The sequence below is a fragment of the Nonomuraea spiralis genome (assembly GCF_014648435.1).
Classification (GTDB): domain Bacteria; phylum Actinomycetota; class Actinomycetes; order Streptosporangiales; family Streptosporangiaceae; genus Nonomuraea; species Nonomuraea spiralis.
The window spans coordinates 43599-64560 of sequence record NZ_BMRC01000039.1 but is presented as its reverse complement, the minus strand read 5'-3'; the positions used below and the strand labels follow the sequence as shown (position 1 = coordinate 64560).

Genomic DNA, 20962 nt, shown 5'->3' with positions numbered 1-20962 from the left:
CATCTTCCACCGGAGGTCGCTCCACGATGTCGTACTGGCCCGAGACCGTGGTGCTGGTGACCGGAGCCGCCGGATTCATCGGCTCCCATCTGGTCGCGCGCCTGCGCGCGCTCGGCGCGCAGGTGCACGCGGTCAGCCGCCGTCCGCAGCAGGCCCGCCACGGCGAGATCTGGCACGAGACCCGCCTCGACGACGCCGCCGGCACCGCGCGGCTGTTCCGGTCCGTACGCCCCGGGCTGCTGTTCCACCTCGCCGGCGAGGTCACCGGGTCGCGGGGGGACGAGGTCGTCCGCGCCACGCTGGAGAGCAACGTCGTGGGCGCGGTCAACGTGTTGTCGGCCGCCCGCGAGCACGACGTCCGCACCGTGTTCACCGGCTCGATCGAGGAGCCGCGGCCGGGCAACGACCACGCGCCGCCGTCGTCGGCGTACGCGATGTCCAAGTGGGCCGCCACCGGTTACGCCCAGCTCTACCACCGGCTCTGGGACCTGCCCGTCACCGTGCTGCGTCCGAGCATGGTCTACGGCCCGGCCCAGCCCGACGTGACCAAGCTCGTGCCGTACGTGACGCTCTGTCTCCTGCGGGGCGAACGTCCCCGGCTCACCAGGGGCGCCAAGCTGGCCGACTGGATCTACGTGGACGACGTCGTGGACGCGTTCGTGCTGGCGAGCCAGGCGGACAAGGCGGTCGGCCACACGCTCGACATCGCCACCGGCGTACGGACCGCCGCGCACGAGGTCGTCGAGCGGCTCTACCGCATCGCCGGCGCGGGCGCGCGGCCCGAGTTCGGCGCCGCGCCCGACCGCCCGCACGACATCACCCAGGTCGGCGACATCGCCCCGGCGGCCGACCGGCTCGGTTGGACCCCTGCCACGGAATTGGACGAAGGGTTGCGCCGTACGGTCAATTGGTATGCATCCCAAGAATGTCACGAAGAAACGCGCTCTTAGCCGCGCAGGCGAAATTCTGGGAGCATAGGGCTACTTATTCCGGCCCGAAGGAGCGCCTTTATGAGCCGTCTGAACGCCCTGCGCAGTCGTTTCGTGGACGCTCCCGACTCGCTGGGGGCCAAGGCGCGGGCACGTAGGTGGGAATGGTTCGCCGGCCGTTTCCCCGACCTCGACCAGATGAGCGTCCTCGACCTCGGCGGCACGGCCGGGGCCTGGATGCGCGCGCCGGTCAGGCCCGCGCACGTGCACATCGTCAACCTCGAACAACCGCCCGCCGACCTGCCGGCGTGGTTGCGGGCCGACGTCGCCGACGCCTGCGACCTCCCGCCCGGGATCCGCTCCAGCCGCTACGACCTGGTCTTCTCCAACGCCGTCATCGAGCACGTCGGCGGCCACCTGCGCCGTCAACGCTTCGCCGACACCGTGCACGAGATGGCCGAGCGCCACTGGGTGCAGACGCCCTACCGGTACTTCCCGGTCGAACCGCACTTCCTGTTCCCGGGGTTCCAGTTCCTGCCGCTCGCCGCGCGGACGACGATCCTGCGGCGCTGGCCGCTCGTCCACACTCCGACCTCCGACCGGGACGCCGCCCGGATGATCGCCATGGAGGTCGAGCTGCTGAGTGTGACCGAGATGCGGCACTACTTCCCGAAGTCGCAGATCCGCTTCGAGCGGCTGGCCGGGCTGGTGAAGTCGGTCATCGCGATCCGGAGCTAGCGGCTAGTCCGAGCCCATGATGGCGGCGCCGCCACCCTCCCAGGAGTTGCCCCGCCAGACGTTGCCCGGCCCCTTCGCGTCCCAGTACGACACAGGGCCGGCGTAACCGCCCTTGGGCCAGACCTTGCGGCTGAAGACGTTGTCGATCACCTTGATGTTGGAGGACAGGCCCTTCCGGCCGGCGCCCGCGTAGAGGGACCAGCCGCCGCCCGCGAGGAAGTTGCCCTGGACGGTGACGTTCTTGGTGACGCCGAAGTCCTGGAAGAGCGCGATCGCGCCGGTCTGGTCGAGCGTGTTGATCACGGTGTTGCCCCGGATGACCAGCTCGGTGCCGGGGGCGGCGGTGCCGGTCGACATGATCATGTCGGTGTGGTCGCCGGAGTAGTACTTGGGGTCGTGCACGTACGAGTCCTCGATCAGGCCCTGGTCGGTGAGGATGCCGTTGGAGATCGTGTGGATGTCCACGCGGCGGACCGTGATCAGTTTGCCCTGGTTGAGGATGCCGAACTGGGTGCGGACCCTGCCGTTGCCGAAGATCTCGCTGTCCTCGACCTTCAGGCCGGAGAAGCCCTCGCGCTGGAGGATGCCCCAGTAGTCGCTCTGGCCGCGTACGCGGGTGTTGCGGATGGTGACGTTGTCGGCCTCGACGGTGATGTCGCCGGTGACGTCCCAGCCGTCGATGACCTTGCCGTCCTCCTTGACGACGATCGAGCCGGTCTTCTTGACCAGGTCCGTGCCGTCGGGGACGCCGGTGTTGCCGGCTCCTGGCCAGCCGCCGGCGGGCGGGCCGGAAGTGGGCGAGATGGTGGGCGAGGTGGTGGGCGAGGTCGTGGGCGTCTTCGTGGGCGTCGACGTCGGTGTCCGGGGCGGCGTCTTCGTGGGTGTCGCCGTGGGGGTCGCCGTGGGCGGCTCGCTGGGGGTCGCCGTGGGGGTGCTGGTCCGCGTCCTGGTGGGCGTGGGCGTGGGCGTCGGCGGCTCGCTGGGCGGCGTGCTCGGGCGGGTCGCCGTGGGCGTCGGGGTCGCGGTCCTCGTGGCCGTGAGCGTCGGCTTGGGCGTGTGCGACGGCGGCCGGCCGGGGGTCGCCGTGGGCTCCCCGGGCGCGGTGGCCGTCGGGGTCGGCCGGTGGGTGGGGCGCGTCGGGCGCGCGGTCGGCTTCCTCGTCGGCCGCCTGGGCCACGACCACGGCTCCTGGCTCCGGGTCTTCTTGGGCCGGGGCTTGTGGGTGGTGGGACGTGGCCTTGCTCGCTGGCCGGCGGCGGCGTGCGGCGATGCCGCGCTGCTCGCCCCGCTCGCGTCCGTCAGGACGGCCCGGGGCTCCAGTACGTCGGAGACGACGAGGCCGTACCCACCGGCCAGCACCGCCACCACGGAGACGCCGGCCAGGGATAACCAGCCGGTACGCCTCTTTCCACTTCGATGCCGCGACACAGGCGACTCCTTCCGATCGTGGCCGAGTCCGAGTCCCCCAAGGGGAGAGAGTAGCCATGCCGGAAGGAGCAGTGTGGCTTTTTACCGAAATAAACTCGTTATCCCCATAAATCACACAGGGCTCATGTTTCCCAAATATCACGTTAAATCCGACAAATGGTCGTTATCCCGGCGTTACCGTGTCGCCGTTTTCCCAGGTGTTCCCGTGCCAGCGATTTCCGGGCCCGTCCTTATCCCAATATGAAACCGGCCCGGCCGCTCCGCCCTTGGACCAGACCCGGCGGCTGAAGACGTTCCCGATCACCTTGATGCCGGACGACCTGCCCTTCACCCCCGCACCGGCGTACAGCGACCAGCCGCCACCGGCCAGCAGGTTGCCCTCGACCGTCACGTTCTTGACCACGCCGAAGTCCTGGAAGAGCGCGATCGCGCCGGTCTGGTCGAGGGTGTTGATCGCGGTGTTGCGCCGGATGACCAGCTCGGTCCCGGGCGCGGGCGGGCCGGTGGACATGATCATGTCGGTGTGGTCGCCCGCGTAGTACTTGGGGTCGTGCACGTACGAGTCCTCGACCAGGCCCTGCTGGGTCAGGATGCCGTTGGAGATCGTGTGGATGTCCACCCGGCGGACCGTGATCAGTTTGCCCTGGTTGAGGATGCCGAACTGGGTGCGTTCCTTGCCGTTGCCGAAGACCTCGGTGTCCTCGACCGTCAGGCCGGTGTGCCCCTCGCGCTGGAGGATGCCCCACCAGCCCTTGACGCCGCGTACGCGGGTGTTGCGGATGACGACGTCGTCGGCCTCGACCGTGATGTAGCCGGTCACCTCGACGCCGTCGATGACCGTGCCGTTCTTGGTCACCTCGATCGACCCGGACTTGCGCAGGGTCAGTCCGTCCGGAACGCCCGTGTTGTCCGCCCCGGGCCAGGTCCGCTCGGCCGGTTTCGCCGGCGGCGGCGTACCCGGCCTGGACGTCGCCACGGCGGGCGAGCGGGTGACCTCGGGCCTGCCGGGGGACCCGGTGCAGCCGCTCAGCAGCATGACCAGGCCCGCGACGAGACACCAGCCCCCTCGGGCGTACGACCTCACTCGCCCTTGGTCCTCCGGCCGCCGACGAGGTCGGCCAGCGCGGGCGGCGTCCAGCGTTTGGCGACCTGGCGGAGGTTGCTCTTCCACGCCTCGCCCGGCCGCTGCTTGAACAGCGTGGTGTGGTCGTCGGTGACCTCGTCCTCGGGCCGGCCGTTGGAGTAGTAGTAGAGCGCCATCGAACGACGTGCCCGGTCCTCGGGGCAGGTGAGCGGGTCGGGGTGGCCGTGGTTGGCGTCGTCGGTCGTGGCGAACAGCACGAACCGGTTGAAGACCGGCAGGACCTTGCCCTCGCACTCGGTCATGTCCTTGTTCCACAACTGCAGGTGGCCGCCGTAGCTCTCCTCCCAGTCCTTGTTGAGGTAGAGCAGGCCGTTCAGCCGGCGGTCGAGGTTGAGCCTGCGGCTCCTGTTGAAGTCGGCGTGCACCTTGAGGAAGCCGCCCGGCCGGATCTGGTGCAGGCCGCCGCCCTCGAAGTGCGGGTCGGAGACCAGTTGCGTGATGCCGGTCAGCCGCTCCAGGAACTCGACGAACACGCCGCCGTTGAACTCGGCCAGCAGGCGCCTGGTGGCCGGGCCCATACGTTCGGTGTCGGCCAGCGCCAGCTTCACCTCGCGCGCGGTGTCGAACCGCTGCCAGGTGGCGTCGCGCGGCTCGGGGAACTCGTCGAGGACGGGCTCCAGCACCTCGGGCGGCAGGAAGTCGTCGATGACGACGTGACGGAACGGTGAGGCCGTACGGAACTGCTCGGAGTACTTGTCCGCCAGGGGGAACAGCTCGTCCCTGCGGAAGGTGAAAGCCTGCAGATCCTGCATGGAATGTGTCTCCGTCTTCTACGACACCCGGCCCCTACCTCCTCATCGCCTCAGCAGTGCCTTCTGTTACCTGTAACGATCCATTCCCGGCCCGCGATGGCGACATGTGACGCCCGGCCCTCCCCGAGTCGCGATCGTGATCGTGACCTACAACAGCGCGCCGGTCCTCGGCGGTTGCCTGGCCTCCCTGCCCGAAGGCGCCAAGGGGGTCCGGCTCACCGCCGTCGTCGTGGCCGACAACGCCTCCAAGGACGACTCGCTCACCCTCGCCCGCCAGGCGGCCGACCTGCCCGTACGGCCTCTGCAGGTGGGCAGGAACGCCGGGTACGCGGCGGCGATCAACGCCGGGATCGCGGCCCTCGACCTGGCCGAGCTCGATGCGGTCCTCGTGCTGAACCCGGACTGCCGCCTGCGCCCCGGCGCGCTGGCCGTGCTGGGCGCGGCCCTCGACCGGCCGGCCGTCGGCATCGTGGTCCCCCGGCTGGTCAGCACCGAGGGGGTGCTCCACCACTCGCTGCGCCGCACCCCCGCCGTACGCCGCGCGCTGGCCGAGTCGCTGGTCGGCGGCCGATTGGCGGGCCGCATCGGCACGCTGGGCGAGATGATCACCGACGCTGACCGCTACGAACGCCCAGGCCCCGCCGACTGGGCCACCGGCGCCGCCATGCTCATCTCGGCCGAGGCGCTGACCGAGCTCGGCCCCTGGGACGAGTCCTTCCTGCTCTACAGCGAGGAGACCGAGTACGCGCTGCGCGCCGCCGACGCCGGCTGGACCCTCTGGTACGAGCCCGCCGCCGTCGTCGAGCACATCGGCGGCGAGGCCAAGACCAGCGAGATGCTGGCCGCGCTGCTCACGGTCAACCGCGTACGGCTGTTCCGGCGGCGCCGGGGCCGGATCGCGACCGCGGGCTTCTATCTGGCCGTGCTGCTCGGCGAGGCGATCCGGGCGGCGGCCGGCCGGCGTACGGCCAGGGCCTCGGTCGTGGCGCTGCTCAGGCCGTCCCGCCGGCTGCGGGCCCTGCCGAGCTGAACCGCCGGCCGCCTGACAGGCGCCGCGGACCACGACGAAAGCCTCGGTCCCACCACAGGAGAGGAACACGATGAGAGTCGAGCAGCTTGAGCTCGCAGGCGTGCTGCTGTTCACGCCGACGCCGAGTCACGACGACCGCGGCCTGTTCACCAGGACCTTCGACGCCGCGATCGCCGCCGAGCACGGGCTGGACCACACGGCGTTCGTCCAGGACAGCCAGTCGCGCTCGCGGCTCGGCACCATCAGGGGCATGCACGGCCGGTCGGGCCGCGGCGAGGCCAAGCTCGTACGCGCCGCCCATGGCGCGGTGCTCGACATCCTGGTGGACGCGCGGCCCGGCTCGCCGACGTTCGGCTCGCACGTCGCCGTACGGCTCGACGACGTGACCTTCGCCCACCTGTACGTGCCGCCCGGCATCCTGCACGGCTACCAGGCGCTGACCGAGCACGCCGACGTCTGCTACCGCATCGACAGGGAGCACGACCCGGCCGAGGACCTGGCCGTCCGCTACGACGACTCCGACCTCGCCCTGCCGTGGCCGTTGCCGGTGACCGCGATCAGTGAGCGGGACAGGTCGGCGGGCTCGTGGAAGGAACTGATGACCGTCCTGTCCCTCTGATCGCGGCGTTCGAACCGCATCAGCGCCCCGGCCGCGCCGACGAGCAGGAACAACACGCTGGTGATGCCGGGGAAGGACAGCAGGTCGAACGTGGCCGCGCCGAGCAGCGGGATCACCAGGCAGGCCGCGATGGTCAGCCCCAGGTTGCGCACGTTCGGGTCGGTGCTCATGCGGCGGACCCGGAGGGCGACCACGATCCCGCACACGATCACCCCGACGAACCCCAGCACGCCGACCAGCCCGGTCTCCACCAGCGACAGCAGGTACTGGTTGTCGAACACCTGGTGCTTGAAGGGGTACCAGGTGCCGAGCCCACGGCCGAAGATCGGGCTCTTGGCGAACTCCCGCATCGCGAACGGGTAGTCGTGGGTGCGGTAGATGACGCTGCTGTCCTCGCCCGCGCCGGCGAACAGGTTGTAGAACGTGCCGATCAGGCCCGGCGTCAGGACCTTCATGACGCCCAGGAACACCAGGAACGCGCCGAGGGTTACCAGCCGCCGCCGGTTGGACCAGCCCACCAGCAGGATCAGTCCCGCTCCGGCCAGGCCGAGCACGGCCGTCCTGGAGACCGAGAACATCAGGCCGGCCGCGATGACGGCGGCGCAGATCCACCAGCGGGCCGCCGCCTCGCCCCGGCTGCGGGCCTGGAAGCCGAGGTGGGCGGCCAGGGGCAACAACATCGCCGACAGCGCGCCGAACTCGATCGGGTGGCCGAGCGTGCCGGCGACCCTGCGCAGGTCGGACCGCGAGATCACGGTCGGCACCTCCTCGACCGAGGAGTGGCGCAGGCCGGGGATACGCATGTACTCGGTGAGGTCGAAGTCCAGCCTGAACTGGAGCAGCGCGACGATCGCGGCGAACGTGCCGCCGATCACGACCGCCTTGAGCACGAAGTCGAGGCGTTCGCGGGTGCCCATCCCGTCGCACATGACCAGCAGCAGGCTGGCGTACCCGAGGTAGAGGACCAGCGTGTGGTCGGCCAGGTTCAGCTCGTCGGAGGGCAGGTAGAGGTAGGTCGTGTAGCCGTAGACGGCCAGCAGGAGCATGCCGTACACGAAGAGCGCGGTGCGGACCGGGTTGCCGCCCTTGGCGACGCCGGTCGTGCTGACCATCTGGGCGCACACCCACACCACGCCCAGGGACAGGGCCAGGATCTCGGCCGGGGTGAGCGACAGCGGGAGCCCGGCGACCGCCAGGCGGGCCGGGAGGATCAGCAGGGACAGGACGAACAGGCAGGCCAGGGTGGCGCCGTCGGCGCGCCGCGGCAGGACGGGGGTGCTCATCCTTCGTGTCCGGCCAGCGTCCGGGCGCCGTTGCTGAGCGCGGGCTCGAACCGGGCGGAGGCGCCCGCCGCCCGGCGGCGCGAGCGGCGGTGCCGGGCGAAGCTCTCGGCCGCGAAGGCGGCGAACAGGCTCATGAAGAACGCCAGCGCGCCGGTGACCACCGCGCTGCGCATGCGGCTGCCCTTCTTCTCGTCGGAAGCGGTCGGCGGGATCACGACGGTGGCGGTCACGTACGTGGTGGGTGGCGCCTTGACCTGCTGCTGCCGGGCCCGCAGCTCCTTCTGGGCCAGGGCGGTGACCTTCACGACGATGCCGTGGGCCAGCTCGGCGGTCGGCGCCTCACAGGTGATCACGATGAACGGCGTCGCGGGCATCAGCTCGGGGTTGGTGCCGCCACTGGTGATCTTGAGCGTGATCTTGCCGCCGATCGGCGCGCCCACGGCGGCGGCCGTCTGGGGCGTGTTCAGCGCCTGGATGAGGATCGAGGAGGTCATGCTGAGCCCCTGGTCGAAGGAGACCAGGGGGTTGGTGCGCGGGTTGGGGAACTTGGGGTCGCTCGGCACGCTGCCGCCGGTCACCGGCAGGGTCAGGACGAGCGCCGAGCTGGAGATGAAGGTCTTGGGCGCGACGGCGAAGACGCCGAGTGCCGTCACGATCGTGAGCAGGAACGCGGGAGCCGTCACGTACCAGCGTTTGAAGAGGATCTTCACCGTCGCCCAGAAGTCCATGGCGAGCCCTCACTTCTCGCCGTCGGCGCGGTTCGCCTTCCTCGGCCCCGGCACGGGCGACAGGGGGCCGCCCCGGTAGGCGGGGAACTCCATGGTGGCCGAGCTGTCCTCGTCGAGGACCACCGGGCGTTCGGCGGGCTCGCCCGCCTGCGCCTCCACCGGTTGCGCCGCCGGAACGGGCTCCGGGACCGGGGCCGACACCGGGGGGTGGGGCGCCGGCGGGGCGGCGGGCTCGGAGGGCCCGCGTCGCCCGGCGTTCCGGCGGACCACGACGCCGTACGCGATGCCGAGGCCCAGCAGCAGGGTGAGCAGCGCGCCGCCGATCGCCCCCTGCCAGTTGACGCTGTGGTCGGCCTCCGGCTTGGACGGCGGCACGATGTCGGTCGAGGTGATGAAGGTGTTCGCCGGCGCGCCGAGCGTCTTCTGCCACTTGAACAGCTCGCTCGCCACGCGCTCGCGGCCCGCCATGAGTACGGCCGTGGCCTGCTGCGGGGAGTCGCTGTCGACCCGGATGTAGATGTAGGGCCCGTTGATGTCCAGGACGTTGGGGTTGCTGCGGCCGTCGTCGATCGTGATCTCGGTGGGGCCGTCCTTGGGCGCGCCGAGCTCGGTCCAGACGTCCTGGGTGTTCATCGCCAGGATCACGATGCTGGCCCCGGTCTTGAGCGCGTCGTTGAAGGAGAGGAACGGGTTGGTCAGCCCCTGCTTGGTCTTGTCGGAGTTGACCGTGCCGCCGTTCACCGGCGTGGCCAGGACGAGTGAGACGTCGGTCGTGTAGTGGGTCGGCAGGACGGCGTACACCACGACGCCCACCAGGATCGAGAGCAGAAGCAGTGGTGGGCCTATGAGAAGTCGCCGGAGAAGTCCAAGAATCGCCTTCCAGAACTCCATTTTGGTACGTTCCCCCGCATCAGCGAACTTGCCCTATAGCGGACCATCGCACAATCAGCAGCAGACGTTACATCGCCTCAGAACGGTTACATCCGGCGCGGTCCCCGCGATAGACCTACCGACTACGGCGACGGGGGCTTCTGGTGGGGCTGACGATCGAGCGTCCGGCGACGCGGAGCAGACTCGCCGGACTGGACGGTTTACGGGGGCTGGCCGCGCTGTTCGTGGTCCTGCACCACTGCTGGCTGCTGTCGTTCCCCGGGTTCCCGGTCAACGACGCGCCCTGGTGGACGGGCTGGCTGCTGTACGGGCACTTCGCGGTCGTGGTGTTCATCGTGTTGTCGGGGTTCTCACTGGCGGTCTCGCCGGCCCGGTCCGACTGGCGGCTCGGCAGCCTTCCCACGTTCTTCAACCGGCGGGCCTGGCGCATCCTGCCGCCGTACTGGGCGGCGCTGGCGTTCAGCCTGGTGATCGCGTGGACGGTCATCCCGCAGCCGGGTCAGCAGGCGCCGACCGGGCAGTCGGTGCTCTTCTACGGTCTGCTGCTCCAGGACGTCTTCGGCTCCCCCAGCCCCAACGGCGCCATGTGGTCGATCGCGGTCGAGGCGCAGCTCTACCTGGTGTTCCCGCTGATGCTGCTGGTGCTGCGCAAGTGGGGGGCGGCGGTGATGCTCGGCGCGGTGACCCTGATCGTGGTGGCCGTGGGGGCGCTGGCGCCGTACGTGCCGGCCGTGGACCTGCTGATGCGGCTGACCCCGCAGTTCGCCGCGCTGTTCGCGGTCGGCGCGGTGTGCGCGGGGGTGGTGCGGGCGCGGGAGCGTACGGGCCGCCTGCCCTGGCACTGGTTCGCCGCGGCGGCGGCGCTGCCGGTGCTCACGCTGGTCGTGGTCGCCGGTCCGGTCTGGGTGGTCGGGCACTTCTTCTGGGTGGACCTGGCGGTCGGGCCCGCCGCCGGCCTGCTGCTCGCGGGCGTGGCGACGGGCCGGCCCGGCTGGCTCGTACGGCTGCTCGACACCCGGCCGGTACGGCGGCTCGGATCGTTCTCCTACAGCCTCTACCTGATCCACGCCCCGCTGGTCGTCATGATCAACCGGCTGGTCGTCGCCCCGCGCGTGCCGCCGGGCATGCCCGCCTTCCTCCTCACGCTCGCCCTGGCCGTGCCGGCGAGCGTGGGGGCCGCGTGGTTGTTCGCCTCCGTCTTCGAGCTGCCCTTCCAGCGGCACAGAGGCTGGAGGAGCCTGCGGGAGGCCGTCCGCGCGCGGTTCAGGTGACCTTGGCCAGCGCCTCGGCCTCGTAGGCGGCGGCGAGTTCCTCGGGGATGTGCGACAGGTCGTCGGCCCGGTGGAAGTCGCGCAGCGTGGTGCCGCGGCAGGTGGCGTCCACGTTGGGCGCGGCGGCGCGGGAGCGGACGTCGTCGATGTGGACGGTGCGGAAGTCGATGCTGAAGCGGGTCCTGCCGGAGGTGTTGGCGACGGTGGAGTGCAGGTGTGCCCCGGAGAACAACATCATGCCGCCCGGCTCGGGGACGAACCGCAGCTCGGGCTGAAGGTCGACGGCCTCCTCCGGCTTGGGCTGGTCCCTGGTGTCGTTGTGGATGTGCTGCGCGGCGGTGGGCCGGCTCACGGCGGTCCACTCGGCGTAGTCGTAGCGTCCGCTGCCGTTGAGCACCGGGCGGTCGAAGTAGTGCGGGTGCAGGGCGAAGACGTTCTCCGGGACCACTTCGTAGATGGGCATCCACCAGTTGACCTGGCAGAACGGCGCGGAGTACCAGCAGTCCCTGTGCGCGTGGTAGGCGTAGGAGATGCCCGAGTCGAGGTAGTGGTCGGCGGTCGAGGTACGCAGTCTCGGCACGTCGAAGTACGTCTTGTCCAACGCCATGCCCAGCTCCTCCAGCAGGGCGGCGAGGATCTTCTTGCTGGTGGGATGATGGATGAAGCGCGGCTTGAGCTCGGCGAGCAGCGCGGCGAACTCCTCCACCGGCATCTCGTGCTGGGCGGTCTGGGGGTCGCGCCCCTCGAACGCCTCCTCGATCAGCTCGCGGGCGAACTCGATCAGCTTGGTCGAGGCGGGGGTGGCGGAGTAGAGGAACACGTCCCCATTGAAGATCATTTGACGCCGAACATCATCCCGAATTCGGCTATTGGCTAATATAACGGACATAGCGAGATTTTCCCCCTCGCGTCGTTCTTTTCCTTTCTCTCGCCATTGCCCGCTTCTTCGTTACAGAGGTCTACAAAGGCAATTGTGTCTCGGTGTCCGGACGGGCCACGTAGGTCGAGTAGTCGGGGTGGTCGAACCGGTGCAGCGCCTGGATGTTGTCGTTCCAGGGGGCGGGGACCGGGCGCTTGTGCCGCAGGCCGTTGATCGGGGCCAGCTTCATCGCCTTGTTGTCCTGGTTGAACTCCCGGATCGCGCTCAGCTCGCCGACGTAGTCGTTGTGGATGACCTGGTCGTCGTCGCCCACGGTGTCGTCGAGGTAGACGAACACGCGGGGCAGGAAGTACTTGTGGTCGCCGGCGAACAACCTGAGTGCCGCGGCGGTCGAGGAGTAGAAGTCGACGTCGATGGAGACGAAACCGATGGGCGCGGGGCGCTCGCCGTCCAGGAACTCCCCGACCGTGTCCTCGATGTTGCCCAGGATCAGGCTCGCGGCTCCCAGGCGGGCGCGCAGGGCGTCGACGTCCATGACGAAGTCGCCCTCGCGCCAGATGTAGGGCAGGTCCCGGTAGTCGGTGGGCTTGGGCAGGCCGGCGCCGGTGTCGAAGCCGTACACGTCGATCTTCACGCCGGTCGCGGACGTCGCCAGCGCCGCCATGCGGTTCAGCTCGACCATGCCCGCGCCGCCCGCGACGCCGAACTCCACCACGCTGATCCGGCCGACGCCGAGGCGCCTGGCCAGCTCGGCCGCCTGCCGCACCCCGTAGGCGTAGTGCGGCCGTGGGTAGAGGTCGAGCGCGCAGCGCAGGTCGTACGAGCCGAACGGCAGACGCCGCAGGACGGCCAGCAGGATGCGGCCCGGCTGCATGAGCAGCCGCACGATGCGAATCAGCACGAGGGTTTCACCCTTTCGAGGAGACGAGTCGGGCCGCCAACCCGGCGATCTTTCGGCTGCGGTGCGTCAGCATCTGCTGCTGACGCCGCCAGTACGTGCGCAGCAGCACGGCCCGCGCGCGGGTTCGCTGCTCCGCCGACAGTTCGGTGATGCCGAGCGCCTGATGCATGGCCCGGAACTGCAGCGTGGTGGCGAAATGGGCGGTCCACGCCGGTACGCCGAGCGCCGCCGCGATCCCGGACAGGCGGCGTTCGCGCAGGTTGCGGTGCGCCAGCACCTCCGGGACGTGACCCCAGGGCGCGGTCAGCGCGAGCATGGTGGCGTAGACCTCGTCCTCGCGGATCATCAGCGGTCTCGGCACGGCGGCCACCCGCTCCCGCCGCATCAGGCCGTAGAGGGGGTCGAGGCCGTGGTGCTGGGTGGTGACCACGTCCCACAGCTCGTCGAGGCGGTCGACCGGGTCGTCCGACAACATGCGGGTGCCGCGGTAACGCGGCTCGTGGACGGTGCCGTCCGCGCCGGTGTAGCTGACGTCCGAGGTGACCAGGATGAGCCGCTCGTCGGCCAGGAACGGCTCCAGCGTGCGCGAGACGTAGGTCGGTTCGAGCAGGTCGTCGTCGCCCATCCAGCGGAAGTACTCGCCCCGCGAGCGCCGCAGCACCTCGACGAAGTTCCCGATCACCCGCAGGTCGCGGGGTTGCCGGTGGTAGGCGACGCGGCTGTCCTGCCGGGCCAGCTCGCGGCAGAGCTCCTCCGTGCCGTCGGTGGAGGCGTTGTCCGAGATCACGACCTCAAGGTCGGCGTGATCCTGGGCGAGCGCGGAGCGCACGGCCGTCTCCAGCCGGTCCGCGCCGTTGCGGACCGGGATTCCGATGGACACCAACATCGTTTCTCCTCGGGGTCAGCGCGCGCGGGCGGGCAGCAGCCGCACCAGACGATCGCTCACTAGGTGGAACTGGTCGCGGGTCACCACGACCAGCACGTACGCCAGCAGGCCGCCGCCGCCCGCCACGACGAGCTGGACGAACGGGCTGCCGTGGGTCAGGGACGCCAGGCCCAGCATGACGGCGGCGCAGACCAGCGCGCCGAGCGCCGGGCGGACGAGACCGGGCAGCACCGGCCCGAGCCGGACCCCCGCCCGCTGCACGGCGATCATGGCGAGCGGCAGCGCGACCAGCACGGCGGCGGCGCCCTGCCCGATCGCGGCGCCGCGGATGCCGTCGAGGTGCGTGCCGACGATGACCGCCGGGATCATCGCCGCCGCGTGGCCGAGGTTCATCCAGACCGTCGAGCGGGTGGTGCCGTGGGCGTTCAGGATGTCGAGCGCGAACGCGGTCAGCATGCGCACCACCATCAGCACCGCCAGGAAGCGCAGCACCCCGGCGGCCTGCTCCCACTCCGGGCCGTAGATGAAGATGATCAGCGAGTGCGCGAGCACCGCCATGAAGACCGCCAGCGGCAGCACCATGGCGATGAGCAGCGGCACGGTCCGCTGCACGCCGAACGACAACGACTCCTCGTCCCGTTCGGCCAGGCGGGAGAAGCCGGCGATCGACACCATGCGGATGGCGCTGCCGATGATGCCGGGCACCCAGCTCGACACGTTGAACGCCATCAGGTAGAACCCGAGCCACGCCTCGCCCATGATGTTGCCGACGATGATGTAGCCCACGTTGAGCAGCAGGGCCTCCAGGGCGATCCCGGCCGCCGAGGGGATGCCGAACCTCAGCAGCCGGCCCGCGATGTGCCGGTCGAACCCGAACCGGTACGGCAGCCGCGCGTAGACCAGCATGAAGACCCCGGTGACCACGGCCCCGGCGAGCTGCCCCCAGGCGAAGCTGTACGCGCCCGCGCCGTTGACCGCGAGGACGATGGCCACCGGCGCGTTGACCAGGAAGCCCGCGAGGACCGCCTTGGCGTTCTTGCCGGTGCGGAACCAGCGCAGCAGGGCCGCGCTGCGGACCGCCGTGACCGCCTCGACGAGGATGACCGCGGTGAGGATGCGCACCACGGAGGTGGCCTCCACGCTGCCCGCCAGCGTCGCGAAGTACGGCGCCCCGACCCAGAAGATCCCGTACAGGCCGAGCGCGGAGATCGACGTGAGGGTCGTGGCCGTGGGCGCGATGTCCTCCAGCCGGCCACGCCACTGCACGACGGCCGACATGACGCCGACGTCCTTGACCACCATGACGAACTGGGTGGCCGCGAGCGCGACGGCGTACGTGCCGAAGTCCGCCGGTGCGAGGAGCCGGGCCAGGATCAGCCCGAGGATGAACGAGCCCGCACGGGTGACGAGCGTGCCGAGCAGGCTCCACACCGCCCCTCGACCCGCCTTGCGCCCGATGTCACTGATGTCCGGGCTCACGTCCGGGCTCGCTTGTTCCGCCATGCTCTGCCCTACTTCGGCTCGTTGACCCGCTCCAACCAGATCTCCCGCCAGAACGGGATGAATGCGCGGGGGCAGTTGGACTTGTACACACCGTCGCAGATGATTCCATCGAGCGCGATGCATGGATTTTTCATCTCAAGCAGCTGTCCGGTCTTCTCGTCGATGCAGCGTTCGACGCGCGCGGTCACCCGGGCGACCTTCCCGCACGAACGCGCCATGTCCTCCTCGAAGCCCAGCCCGCGGTTGAACCCCTTGGTGGTCAGCGTGGCGACGATCTCGTCCTTCGACTTGATGCGGACCAGCTCGCCCGGCTGGAGATCGGTCGTCCCCGTCGGCGCCGGGCCGTTGTGCGGACCGGGCTGCACGAACCCCCAGTCCAGGCCGTTCCTGAAGCGCAGCGCGCGGGGGAACTTCCTGGACAGCCGCTGGTAGCGGTTGAACAGGCCGAAGAACAGCGTGCGGACGGTCGAGGCGATCCCGGCGTTGCCGACCCGTACGTCCGTGACGTACTGGCTCAGGTCGCGGAACGGGAGCAGCTCGGGGGCGGCGCGCAGCAGCTCGGTCGCCTGGCAGCGGAAACGTTCCTCGCCGTCCGGCGCGGGCTCCCTGCGGGTGTTGACCTCCAGGATCGGCAGCAGCGGCCGCTCGGGGCGGTTCTGCTCGCCGGCCGTGGGCGGCCCGTCGACCTTCTTCAGCCAGGACGTCTTCCAGTAGAGCAGGCAGGCCGTCTGGCAACCGCCGTGGGCGGTGCCGTCGCAGCGGGACCCGGTCAGATGGACGGCGTCCTCCATCTTCCGCATCCCGGACCTGGTCATCGTGTCGCAGAGCTTGTTGGCCACCTTGTGGACGGTGAGCCGCTGCCCGCAGAACCGCAACATCTCCGGCATGAACGGGAGGCTGTCCAGCTCTCCGCGCTCATCCAGGGTCGCCAGGATCTCTTCAGCACTGAGAACCTCGACCACGTCGCCGACTTTCAGCGCCAGACTCAATCCACCCACTCCTTCAGCAGGCCCGCGTTCCGCAGGGCGTTCGCCGCGTCAGCCAATGCCTGGAACGGCAGGTTCGACCGTTCCGCGATGTCGAGCAGGCTGTGCAGCCCGTCGGACAGGTTCAGCACCCACAACATGGCCATCTGGGCCTGTTTCGTGTCGCTGCGTCCGCCGAGCGAGCCGTACAGGCCGCGCGCCCCGAGCTGGGGCTCGCCGTACGGGCTGAGGTTCTGGTAGCGGCGGTTGCCCTCCAGGACCTGAACGGCGCTCCACAGCGTCTCCAGGGTGTCCTCCATCGCCTCGGGCCGCACGAAGTCGGGATTGTCGGCCGAGGTGTGGTACTCCGGGTAGCTCCCGTAGGGCGTCCTGGTCAGCGAGCCCACGGGCAGGTCGAAGCCGGGCGAGCAGTACTGCCGCTCGTCGTAGCCGTAGGGCGAGAAGTCCAGGATGGTGTGCGGCCGGTCCTTCAGGACGTACGCGAAGACCTGGTCGATCTCGGCGTCGCCGCGTCTGCTGCGCTTGTAGGTGATCGTCCCGGCGTCACCGGCGCAGGCCATGGTGAGGCCGTGCCTGATCCGGTCGGTGCGCTCCCGGTTGCGGGCCAGCCAGGTGATCGCGCCGATGGTGCCGGGCGCGAAGACGAACCGGTAGGTGTACCAGGGGTCGGACAACCTCTGGGCCAGCGCCACCGCCACCGCCACCCCGGCCAGGTTGTCGTTGGCCAGCGAGGGATGGCAGACGTGGCAGGAGATCAGCACCTCCTCCGAGCTGCGGCCCTGGACCACGTGCTCGCCGTACGTCAGGTGGCCGTCGGCGAGCGTGGAGTCGATCCTGACCTCGTACGGCCCGTCCGCCAGCCCGTCCAGGGTGTTCTGGCTCAGGCAGAAGCCCCAGGTCTCGGCGTAGTAGCTGGTCCGGTACGGCACCAGGTCCGGCTGGCCGGGCAGCGTGTGCAGGCGCCCGCGCAGCTCCTCCAGTGACATGGTGGCCTCGACCGGCACGCTGTAGCCGACGACGTGCAGGTTGTTGTCGTGGAAGTCGACGACCCTGTTCCCGGCGGCGTCCTTGACGTAGGCGTCGCGGATGTTCCATTCGCGGGGGATCGTCCAGTCGAGCACCTTCGTGCCCGTCGGCACTTCGCTGACCTTCAACGGGATCGACCCGTCGATGACGTCCAGGGTGCGCCGGAGGCCGTCGCCGGTGATGCTGCGGCACAGCGGGTAGAGCCGGCGTACCAGGTCGTGCATCTCGGGGCCGGTCATGGCCGGAGGGTGTCGTCGACGGTGCCGGACTCGCGGCGGTCGGCGAGCCTGGCCAGCCGGGTGAAGCGGCGGTCGAAGTCGTGCCTGGTCAGGCCGTACTCGCGGTAGGCGTCGATCAGCTCGACGGCGCCCGCCTTGACCGTCCAGCGGGCCTCGTACCCGAGGGCGGACCTGATCCGGGAGAAGTCGACGCGGTAGGAACGCGGGTCGGCGCCCGTCTCGCCGGTGATGGTCAGCGTCGAGCCGGGCACGGCCGCGACCACCTCGGCGGCGATCTCGGCGACGGTCACGTTGTTGGCCTCGGTGCCCACGTTGAACGCCGTCGCGTGCACGGCCTCGCGCGGGGCGGTCAGGGCGGCGGCGAACGCGTCGGCGATGTCCCTGGCGTGGACCAGCGGGCGCCAGGGGGTGCCGTCGGACAACACCCGTACCTCGCCGGTCAGGTGCGCGTGGCCCACCAGGTTGTTCAGCACGATGTCGGCGCGCAGCCTCGGGGAGAACCCGAAGGCGGTGGCGTTGCGCAGGAACACCGGGGTGAAGTCGTCGTCGGCCAGCGCGGTCAGGTCGTCCTCGACCCGTACCTTCGACTCGGCGTACGGCGTGACCGGGCGCAGCGGGGCCTCCTCGTCCAGCAGGTCCGCGCCGCCGGAGGCGCCGTAGACCGAGCAGGTGGAGGCGTACAGGAAGCGGCGCACGCCCGCCTCCTTGGCCAGCCGCGCCAGCCGTACGGAGGCGTGGTGGTTGATGTCGTAGGTCAGGTCGGGCGCGAGCGCGCCGAGCGGGTCGTTGGACAGCGCGGCCAGGTGGATCACCGCGTCGAACCCGGCCACGTGCTCGGGACCGGCGTCGCGCAGGTCCACGGCGTGCGCCTCGACGTACTCAGGCTCGGGCCCGAGCACGCAGTCGGCGAACAGGCCGGAGTCGAGGCCGACCACCTGGTGCCCGGCCTCGGCCAGCACGGGGGCCATCACGCTGCCCAGGTAGCCCTGGTGGCCGGTGAGAAGTACCCGCATCAGTTCTCCAGATCGATGGTCAGCTTGGACACGTGGAACGCCTCGGCGTACCGCGTGTGGCACTCGATGCCGCGAATGCGGGCCAGGCCCAGGAACGCCTCGCGGTCGTACCAGGGGCGGTGCCGCTGGGAGGCGTAGTGGCGCTGGAGCAGGTCCACTTTCAGCTCCGCCACCTCCCGGGTGAGCGGCTGGTACACGGCGGGCGCGGCGAGGTCGCCGTCCCATTTGACGATCTCGTAGCCGAGCGTCAGGTGGTCGCGGAAGGCGGTGGGCACCAGCTCGGCCAGCCCCCGGTGGTCCTGGTGGGCGTCGCCTCGCCAGGGCGCGAGGATCAGTCCTGGCTCGGTACGCGCCCGCAGCTCCTCGACCGCCGCCTTGGCCTCCTCCCACCGGGCCGGCAGGTAGCCGTCGGGCAGCTTGAGCACGCTCACCCGCAGGTCGGCGCCGGGGCAGAAGTCGGCCAGCGCCGCCCGCTCCTCCTCCTCGCGCTCGGTGCCGCCGCCGGACAGGACCAGCGCGTCCACGCGCAGGCCGGGACGGGCGGCGCAGATCGTCAGCAGGCTGCCGCCGGCTCCGATCGCCAGGTCGTCGCAGTGCGCGGCGAGCGCCACCACGGAAGTCACGCCTCCGGGACGCAGTCCGATCATTGGGACCGTTCCCACAGAGCCCAGGGACGGTCCCCGCGGGAGTACGCGTCGTCCAGCTCCATGCGCTGATTCACGGTGTCGGTCGGCCGCCAGTAGCCGCGGTGCGGGTAGGCCAGCAGGCGTCCGCGCTTGGCCAGTTCGGCACAGCCGTCGGCGACCAGGTCGCCGTTCTCCGGGATGTGCTCGAAGATCTCCTGGGTCAGCACGAAGTAGCCGCCGTTGACCCACACCGGCATCTCGCTGACCGGCGAGATGCCGCCGACCAGGCCGTTCTCGCCGACGTCCACGCAGTGGAAGGTCTGGGACGGCGGCACCACCATCATCGAGGCGGCCGCGCCGGACTCGGTGAACCGGTCGATGATCTCGGGCAGCGGCGCGTCGGTGAGCACGTCGGCGTAGTTGGCGAGGAACACCTCGTCACCGCCCAGATGCCCGCGGACCCGGCGTAACCGTTCGCCGATCGGGGAGTTGGTCCCGGTCTGCACGAACGAGATGGACCAGTCGGAGATGTCGCTCGACAGCAGCTCGACCTTGCCGCCGCGCAACACGAAGTCGTTGGACGTGGCTTCCCGGTAGTCGAGGAAGAAGTCCTTGATGTGGTGGGCGCCGTACCCCAGGCACAGGACGAACTCCTTGTGCCCGAAGTGGGCGTAGTAGCGCATGACGTGCCAGAGCAGTGGTCGCGGGCCGACGAGCGCCATCGGCTTGGGCACCTCGCCGGGCACCCCGGTACGCATTCGGGTGCCAAATCCTCCGCAGAACAGGACAACCTTCACACGACCTCCAGGTGTGGGATCGGGAAGACCAGCCGGCCTCCCCATTCGTGCACATAGGAGAGCTGAGCTGTGAGCTCTTCGCGCAGGTTCCACGGCAGGACCAGCACATAGTCCGGGCGGTCCTGGGCGATGCGCTCCGGCGGAGCGATCGGGATCCGGGTGCCCGGCGTGAACCTGCCGTGTTTGTACGGGTTGCGATCAACCGTGTAAGCCAGCAGGTCCGGACGGATCCCGCAGTGGTTGAGCAACGTGTTGCCCTTGCCCGGCGCGCCGTACCCGGCGACCGTCTTGCCCTCCTCGGCGGCGGTGATCAGGAATCGCAGCAGGTCGCGGCGGACGCGTGCGACCCGTTCCGCGAACCCCGCGTAACCGGAGAGATCGTGCAACCCGGCGGCCTTCTCCCTGGCGAGCACGTCGAGCACCCGGGCGGACGGCGTGCCCGAGGGCCGCGCCCACAACCGGATGGACCCGCCGTGGGTGGGCAGCAGCTCGACGTCGACCAGGGTCAGGCCGCCGCTCGCCAGCGCCCGCTGTGCGGAGGCCACCGTGTAGTACTGGAAGTGCTCGTGGTAGATCGTGTCGTACTGGTTCAGCTCCACGAGCGTGAGCAGGTGCTGGACCTCGATCGACACCCATCCGTCGTCGGCCACCAGGGCGCGCAGCCCTTGGGTGAAGCCGATGACGTCCGGGATGTGCGCGTAGACGTTGTTGGCCACGACCAGGTCGGCCGGACCGTTCCCGTCCCGTACCGAGGCGCCCGTCTCCGGCGTCAGGAACGCGGTGAGCGTCGGCACGCCCTTGTCCTTGGCCGCCTGCCCCACGTTGGCCGACGGCTCGATGCCGAGGCACCGGATGCCGCGCTCGACCACGTGCTGCAGCAGGTAGCCGTCGTTGCTGGCCACCTCGACCACGAACGACGGCTTCAACCGTTCCACGGCCGCGTCGACGAACCGCCGCGCGTGCTCCACCCAGGAGCCGGAATATGACGCAAAGTAGGCATATTCCGTGAATGTCTCTTCAGGCGTGATCAACGGCGGGATCTGGGCCAGCCAGCACCCGGTACAGACCCGCAGATGAAGGGGATAGGTGAGCTCGGGCTGATCGAGTTGTTCCGCGGTGAGGAAGAGCTCACAGGGCGGTGTCGCCCCGAGATCCACCACGCCGACCAGGTCCGCCGAGCCGCACAACCGGCACGATGTACTCAACAATGGGCCCCACCCAGAAATGACAAGATTTCCCCCTTTGGAAACCCACAGCCATACTTCGGGTCAGCGCCAATGAGTGTTACAAGT

The 20962-nt window shown here is 69.9% G+C and carries 21 protein-coding genes; 5 read left to right on the top strand and 16 right to left on the bottom strand.

Annotated elements, in window-relative coordinates; genetic code table 11:
* Nucleotides 1-26: 26 nt before the first annotated feature.
* Together IEZ27_RS47960 and IEZ27_RS47955 are read left to right on the top strand one after the other, a co-directional pair.
* Nucleotides 27-950 (top strand): NAD-dependent epimerase/dehydratase family protein, encoded by a 924-nt coding sequence (locus IEZ27_RS47960; RefSeq protein WP_189653341.1) that lies wholly within the window; start codon nt 27-29, stop codon nt 948-950.
* A 60-nt stretch (nt 951-1010) separates the two neighbouring features.
* Nucleotides 1011-1667: a class I SAM-dependent methyltransferase gene (locus IEZ27_RS47955; RefSeq protein WP_189653340.1), complete on the top strand. Its 657-nt coding sequence runs from the start codon at nt 1011-1013 to the stop codon at nt 1665-1667.
* Between the two features lie 3 nt (nt 1668-1670).
* Here the strand turns inward: IEZ27_RS47955 and IEZ27_RS47950 are convergent, their stop codons facing one another.
* From IEZ27_RS47950 to IEZ27_RS47940, 3 genes are all read right to left on the bottom strand, one after another.
* Nucleotides 1671-3095, bottom strand: coding sequence for a hypothetical protein (locus IEZ27_RS47950; protein WP_189653339.1), 1425 nt, complete (start codon nt 3093-3095; stop codon nt 1671-1673).
* A gap of 163 nt (nt 3096-3258) precedes the next feature.
* Entirely contained in the window at nt 3259-4179 is a 921-nt protein-coding gene (locus IEZ27_RS47945; protein ID WP_189653338.1) for a right-handed parallel beta-helix repeat-containing protein, read from the bottom strand.
* Nucleotides 4176-4991 (bottom strand): 2OG-Fe(II) oxygenase, encoded by an 816-nt coding sequence (locus IEZ27_RS47940; protein WP_189653337.1) that lies wholly within the window; start codon nt 4989-4991, stop codon nt 4176-4178. The genes IEZ27_RS47945 and IEZ27_RS47940 overlap by 4 nt, the downstream gene beginning before the upstream one ends.
* A gap of 106 nt (nt 4992-5097) precedes the next feature.
* Here IEZ27_RS47940 and IEZ27_RS47935 point away from each other — a divergent pair, with 106 nt between their 5' ends.
* On the top strand, nt 5098-6021 hold the full coding sequence (locus IEZ27_RS47935; protein ID WP_189653336.1) for a glycosyltransferase family 2 protein: 924 nt from the start codon (nt 5098-5100) through the stop codon (nt 6019-6021).
* 70 nt (nt 6022-6091) lie between these two features.
* A complete protein-coding gene (locus IEZ27_RS47930; RefSeq protein ID WP_189653335.1) occupies nt 6092-6640 on the top strand; it encodes a dTDP-4-dehydrorhamnose 3,5-epimerase family protein in 549 nt (182 codons plus the stop codon).
* On the opposite strand, the gene IEZ27_RS47925 is transcribed toward IEZ27_RS47930, so the two are convergent.
* Genes IEZ27_RS47925 through IEZ27_RS47915 form a run of 3 tightly spaced genes read right to left on the bottom strand, consistent with a single transcriptional unit; the run spans nt 6529 to nt 9542 of the window.
* Nucleotides 6529-7923 (bottom strand): O-antigen ligase family protein, encoded by a 1395-nt coding sequence (locus tag IEZ27_RS47925; protein WP_189653334.1) that lies wholly within the window; start codon nt 7921-7923, stop codon nt 6529-6531. The two genes, IEZ27_RS47930 and IEZ27_RS47925, sit on opposite strands and share 112 nt — an antisense overlap.
* Nucleotides 7920-8651 (bottom strand): GumC domain-containing protein, encoded by a 732-nt coding sequence (locus IEZ27_RS47920; protein ID WP_189653333.1) that lies wholly within the window; start codon nt 8649-8651, stop codon nt 7920-7922. The genes IEZ27_RS47925 and IEZ27_RS47920 overlap by 4 nt, the downstream gene beginning before the upstream one ends.
* Before the next feature lie 9 nt (nt 8652-8660).
* On the bottom strand, nt 8661-9542 hold the full coding sequence (locus IEZ27_RS47915; protein WP_189653332.1) for a hypothetical protein: 882 nt from the start codon (nt 9540-9542) through the stop codon (nt 8661-8663).
* A 143-nt stretch (nt 9543-9685) separates the two neighbouring features.
* On the opposite strand from IEZ27_RS47915, the gene IEZ27_RS47910 reads away from it, so the two are divergent.
* The gene (locus IEZ27_RS47910; RefSeq protein ID WP_229825011.1) at nt 9686-10813 is read left to right on the top strand and encodes an acyltransferase family protein; all 1128 of its coding nucleotides are present in this window, start codon (nt 9686-9688) and stop codon (nt 10811-10813) included.
* Here the strand turns inward: IEZ27_RS47910 and IEZ27_RS47905 are convergent.
* The 10 genes from IEZ27_RS47905 to IEZ27_RS47860 all read right to left on the bottom strand — a co-directional run bounded on the left by IEZ27_RS47905 (nt 10806) and on the right by IEZ27_RS47860 (nt 20857).
* The gene (locus IEZ27_RS47905; RefSeq protein ID WP_229825010.1) at nt 10806-11651 is read right to left on the bottom strand and encodes a hypothetical protein; all 846 of its coding nucleotides are present in this window, start codon (nt 11649-11651) and stop codon (nt 10806-10808) included. The genes IEZ27_RS47910 and IEZ27_RS47905 overlap by 8 nt on opposite strands.
* A gap of 121 nt (nt 11652-11772) precedes the next feature.
* The gene (locus tag IEZ27_RS47900) at nt 11773-12594 is read right to left on the bottom strand and encodes a hypothetical protein (RefSeq protein ID WP_125643727.1); all 822 of its coding nucleotides are present in this window, start codon (nt 12592-12594) and stop codon (nt 11773-11775) included.
* A 7-nt stretch (nt 12595-12601) separates the two neighbouring features.
* Entirely contained in the window at nt 12602-13480 is an 879-nt protein-coding gene (locus tag IEZ27_RS47895; RefSeq protein ID WP_189653330.1) for a glycosyltransferase family 2 protein, read from the bottom strand.
* 15 nt (nt 13481-13495) lie between these two features.
* Entirely contained in the window at nt 13496-14983 is a 1488-nt protein-coding gene (locus IEZ27_RS47890; protein WP_189653329.1) for an oligosaccharide flippase family protein, read from the bottom strand.
* Between the two features lie 8 nt (nt 14984-14991).
* Nucleotides 14992-15981, bottom strand: a complete 990-nt coding sequence (locus IEZ27_RS47885) for a hypothetical protein (protein WP_379478624.1) — start codon at nt 15979-15981, stop codon at nt 14992-14994.
* Nucleotides 15969-17234: a DUF4910 domain-containing protein gene (locus tag IEZ27_RS47880; RefSeq protein ID WP_125643733.1), complete on the bottom strand. Its 1266-nt coding sequence runs from the start codon at nt 17232-17234 to the stop codon at nt 15969-15971. Before IEZ27_RS47880 ends, IEZ27_RS47885 begins: the two co-directional genes overlap by 13 nt.
* The gene (locus tag IEZ27_RS47875) at nt 17231-18247 is read right to left on the bottom strand and encodes an NAD-dependent epimerase/dehydratase family protein (RefSeq protein WP_189653328.1); all 1017 of its coding nucleotides are present in this window, start codon (nt 18245-18247) and stop codon (nt 17231-17233) included. Before IEZ27_RS47875 ends, IEZ27_RS47880 begins: the two co-directional genes overlap by 4 nt.
* Nucleotides 18247-18870 carry a PIG-L deacetylase family protein gene (locus tag IEZ27_RS47870; protein WP_229825008.1) on the bottom strand — a complete coding sequence of 208 codons (624 nt, stop codon included), beginning with the start codon at nt 18868-18870 and terminating at the stop codon, nt 18247-18249. Before IEZ27_RS47870 ends, IEZ27_RS47875 begins: the two co-directional genes overlap by 1 nt.
* Nucleotides 18871-18890: 20 nt before the next feature.
* Entirely contained in the window at nt 18891-19631 is a 741-nt protein-coding gene (locus IEZ27_RS47865; RefSeq protein ID WP_229825007.1) for a glycosyltransferase family protein, read from the bottom strand.
* Nucleotides 19632-19666: 35 nt separating this feature from the next.
* Nucleotides 19667-20857, bottom strand: a complete 1191-nt coding sequence (locus IEZ27_RS47860; RefSeq protein WP_268246130.1) for a class I SAM-dependent methyltransferase — start codon at nt 20855-20857, stop codon at nt 19667-19669.
* Nucleotides 20858-20962 lie beyond the last annotated feature (105 nt).